5 protein-coding genes are annotated in these 3,931 nt (G+C 39.4%); 3 read left to right on the top strand and 2 right to left on the bottom strand.

From position 1 onward, the window contains the following. Positions 1-592, bottom strand: a 592-nt coding sequence (locus C1642_RS13585) for a phage late control D family protein (RefSeq protein WP_228153886.1), incomplete at its 3' end; no start/stop codon positions are given. A 145-nt stretch (positions 593-737) separates the two neighbouring features. Between C1642_RS13585 and C1642_RS13580 the strand changes: the two genes are divergently transcribed. From C1642_RS13580 to C1642_RS13570, 3 genes are all read left to right on the top strand, one after another. Further along, a complete protein-coding gene (locus C1642_RS13580) occupies positions 738-1,136 on the top strand; it encodes a hypothetical protein (RefSeq protein ID WP_000043353.1) in 399 nt (132 codons plus the stop codon). Between the two features lie 94 nt (positions 1,137-1,230). Next, positions 1,231-2,175, top strand: a complete 945-nt coding sequence (locus tag C1642_RS13575) for an ABC transporter permease (RefSeq protein WP_103236446.1) — start codon at positions 1,231-1,233, stop codon at positions 2,173-2,175. After that, positions 2,175-3,056: an ABC transporter ATP-binding protein gene (locus C1642_RS13570; RefSeq protein WP_001000094.1), complete on the top strand. Its 882-nt coding sequence runs from the start codon at positions 2,175-2,177 to the stop codon at positions 3,054-3,056. The genes C1642_RS13575 and C1642_RS13570 overlap by 1 nt, the downstream gene beginning before the upstream one ends. Positions 3,057-3,107: 51 nt before the next feature. On the opposite strand, the gene C1642_RS13565 is transcribed toward C1642_RS13570, so the two are convergent. Further along, on the bottom strand, positions 3,108-3,931 hold an 824-nt coding region (locus tag C1642_RS13565; RefSeq protein WP_228153885.1), incomplete at its 5' end, for an ABC transporter substrate-binding protein.

Below are 3,931 nucleotides of genomic sequence, written 5' to 3'. Positions count from 1 at the left end.
GTGACTCATCGACCAGCCAGTTAATACCTTCACTACGCCACAAACGGGTTAAAAAGTCATAATCGCTTTCGTTTGACTGCATCACAAATGGACGCACATCGTAGTCTTTAGTTAAGCCAGATGTATCGAGCGTTATGCTTGAGGCAAATAACGGGCTTTTTCCCTGCCATTCCTTAAATAGAATTTCACTAATATCGCGCACGCTTTTATTCATAAACACGCGGCTATTACGGCGTTTATGCCAGAGTGCAGTTGGGTCTTTTAAGGTGAGGTTATAAATAGTGAGTGAGCCGTCGCTTTGCCCTTGGCTGGCTTCGGTAATAATACCTGTCGTTCTAAAAAACTGGCCTGTATCGGTGACCTGATCGATGGCAACCTGACAACCAATAAACTGTTTTAATGCAATATGCGCGTTTGTCGACAGACACAATAACTCAGCAACGCTGCCCTGATTAAGCGTATGTTCGCCTTCAATACGTTGTAAAAAGACTTGATTGTTTAATGATGCGTTGGAAAATTGCACATGAAGAACGCGATTCTGTGCGACTAATCCTAAACTATCTAAAATTTGAAATATTTTATGGGACATCATTATTATAAAAACTGAGTCATATTCATCGATATTTTATAAAAAACAGACAGAATTGTCTAATTTATATAAATTAGCTTATCTTCCCCTAACTTACATACTTTTTAGTTTATCTAAAATAAAGGTAAAATTTTAAAGGAGAAAATCCATGTCTAAACAAATGGATCAGGCCATTCAAAGTGTCATTGACTTACATGTTTTGATCGAAAATGTTTTTACAGGTCAAAATGCAGAACAAAGTCTCACACCACTTTTAAACAGTTTTAATCAAAATTTTAAGATGGTTACGGTTCAAGGTCAGAGTATTGGTTTAGCCGAAGTTAAAAACTTATTTAGTCAAAATATTGGAAAAAAGCCCTCTTTAAAAATCACTATTCTTAAAAGCACAGCCTTATACGAATTTGAAAATTACTGTTGGGTGCAATATCAGGAACATCAGCAAACTGATGAAACCGAAACAGTACGGACTTCCACAGCCTGCATCAAAGTAGAAGACGAAAAATGTTATTGGATTTATTTACATGAAACTTTAGTTCCCTCGTCTTAAGTCATCTAGAGCACTTAAAGATGGCACCTATTTTGCTTAACAATATTACGTTTTATGAAAATCGTAATACTGATCAAAATGGGGAGCTCTCGATATGGGTTATGTTGCAAAGGAATTTACGCAAAAGAACAAGCTGATTCTCAGTATTTGTTCTTTCGTTATTCCAATATGTCTTTGGTGCGCAATCAGTTACTTACCTTTTGTTTGGCATCCTCAAGTACAAATCACAAGTTCAGGCAGTGTTCCTTACTTACAAGTAGGAAGTCGCGTTGATAAAAATGTGTTCTATCTCGAAGCACAAAATGCAGTCAATCGAGATTCTGCACCACCACAAGGTATTTTAGTCAATCCAATTTATTTACCCGCTCCCCATGAAGTCGCTAAGGCTTTGGTCACCGCATTTACCACACCACCTGAACAACCTGATTCGCCATGGTTTCATCAAAGTTTATGGCACAGTATTAAACTAGTATTTTCAGCTTTTTTTATCTCTTCCTTAATTGGGATTCCACTGGGTATTTTGTGTGGTTTTTCTAAGCGGATATCCCTCTTAACAGAACCGTTTGTCGAGTTTTTCCGTTACTTACCCGCTCCTGCATTTGGTGCGCTTGCAGTGGCAATTTTAGGGATTAATGACGCACCTAAAATTGCGATTATTGTGATTGGTACGCTCTTTCAGCAAATTCTCATTATTGCCAATACCACACGAATGGTTGATCGAAGCTTAATTGAAGCTGGCTATACGCTTGGCACCAATAAGCTCAAAAGTTTATTTCATGTGGTGATTCCTGCTGCCTTACCTGATATTTACCGTGACTTACGTGTGCTATTGGGCTGGGCTTGGACTTATTTAATTGTTTCGGAGTTGATTGGTACGACCTCGGGTATTACATGGTTTATCACCCAACAGGCTCGCTATCAAAACTTTGACAACGTCTATGCGGCTATTTTGATTATTGGCGTGATTGGGCTGGTCTGTGATTGGGCATTAATGAAATTAGGTGAGCGGATATTCACTTGGAAAGTAGGAGCAAAATAATGAACGATTCAACATTTAACGCGCATGAATACTTTCAAAAAATTTATGAACGTCCTGTGATTTTAGAAGCTAAACAACTGAGCCAAGTTTTTAAACATGGTCAAACTGAACGTACTGTTTTAAATAAGCTCGATTTAAAAATTCATAAAAGAGAATTTATTTGTGTGATTGGCCCTTCTGGTTGCGGTAAATCGACGCTAAGCCGTGTTATTGCAGGTTTAGATCCATACCATAGTGGAGAAGTTTTAGTAGACGGCGAATGCATTACGGGGCCATGTCCTGAACGCGGCATGGTGTTTCAGGGCTATACCCTTTTCCCGTGGAAAACTGTAAAAGAAAACGTGATGTTTGGCCCGCAAATGCGCGGCGCTAGTCAAATGACAGCAGAGGCGCAAGCACGCGAATGGATCAATATTATTGGTTTAGAAAAATATGAAAATCAGTATCCACACCAACTTTCTGGTGGCATGAAACAGCGCGTTGCGATTGCTAGAGCTTTGGTTAATCAACCTAAAATATTACTCATGGATGAGCCTTTTGGTGCGCTCGACCCACACACTCGTCAAAAAATGCAAAAGCACTTAATGGATTTATGGCAAAACATTGATATCACCATTATTTTTGTGACCCATGACATGGATGAAGCCATTTTGCTGGCAGACCGAATTGTGGCACTCAAAGCCAACCCGGGTGAAATTAAGGAAATTATTGAAGTTAATTTACCTCGCCCACGCTCACTCGATTTAATGAGCACACCTGAGTTTAAACAGCTCCGTTCACGGGTAGATTATCTGGTACATGCTGAAGAAGACGAGCTTGACCCTGCGTTGCAAAACTTACCAAAAATACCGCGTATGACTCAGGTCAGTACAGAAAAATAAGTAAGACATTAAAAAGCCCAAGTTCAACTTGGGCTTTTTGCTTTATGGAGCTTATTTGAGCTGCTCTATGAGTGTTGGATAAATCAGCCCATCTACATTTTGTTCGGTTTTATAAATACCGTTTTCGACGTTAAATTTATTGACGTGATAGCTAGAGCCATAAATCGAGTCAAAGCCTTGAGATTTAGTAAATACTTTTTTATTGGCATTGATATCTAATAGATGCGTACCGCTGACCATCAACTCATATTGCTTTGGATCAACCCCTGAACGGTTTGCCATAATTTTAACCGCATCGGCATGGGTTGCAGGGTCATTAATATATTTAACTGTTTTATCCCACACTTGAATGATTTTTTTCCATTCGTCTTGATGAGCTGTTAAATGACTCATGTTGACTGTTAAGGTGTCGTAAATTAAACCCGGCTTGTCTTTAGAGGTATAGATAATTTTAGAGCCTGCCACTGCTTTTAATGCCTGACCTGCAACGGGTTGCCAAACAGCAATCGCGGAAATATCTGGGCTATTAAACACTTGAGGTAATTGGTTCGTCGCTGAATTTACCAGCTTCACCTCATTCGCTTTAATGTTATGGTCGGTTAAAGCTGTTGCCAATAAAAGATGGTCAACCAAGCCTTTTTCGACACCGATCGATTTTCCTTTTAAGTCTTGAATGGTATTAATGCCCTCTTTTGCAATAATGACATCATTGCCCGCAGAATAATCCGTTGCCAAAATCATCATGCCTTGCGTACCACCCGAAGCTGTTACCAAGTTATCGCCATTGGTGACCAAAACAGCGTCGAGCTGATTTGCCGAAAAAGCCGAAAGCGACGCGGAATAATCAAACCATTTAAACTCTACATTTAACCCTG

Origin of the sequence: Acinetobacter sp. AKBS16 (assembly GCF_002899995.1) — a bacterium.
Lineage (GTDB): Bacteria > Pseudomonadota > Gammaproteobacteria > Pseudomonadales > Moraxellaceae > Acinetobacter > Acinetobacter baumannii.
Note: the sequence above shows the minus strand (reverse complement) of the source record. Positions and strands in the feature narration are given on the sequence as shown.

What these genes read in the sequence shown, in the direction of transcription:
- C1642_RS13580 (WP_000043353.1), top strand. Translation starts at nt 738, where the DNA reads ATGTCTAAACAAATGGATCAGGCCATTCAAAGTGTCATTGACTTACAT.
- C1642_RS13575 (WP_103236446.1), top strand. Translation starts at nt 1,231, where the DNA reads ATGGGTTATGTTGCAAAGGAATTTACGCAAAAGAACAAGCTGATTCTC.
- C1642_RS13570 (WP_001000094.1), top strand. Translation starts at nt 2,175, where the DNA reads ATGAACGATTCAACATTTAACGCGCATGAATACTTTCAAAAAATTTAT.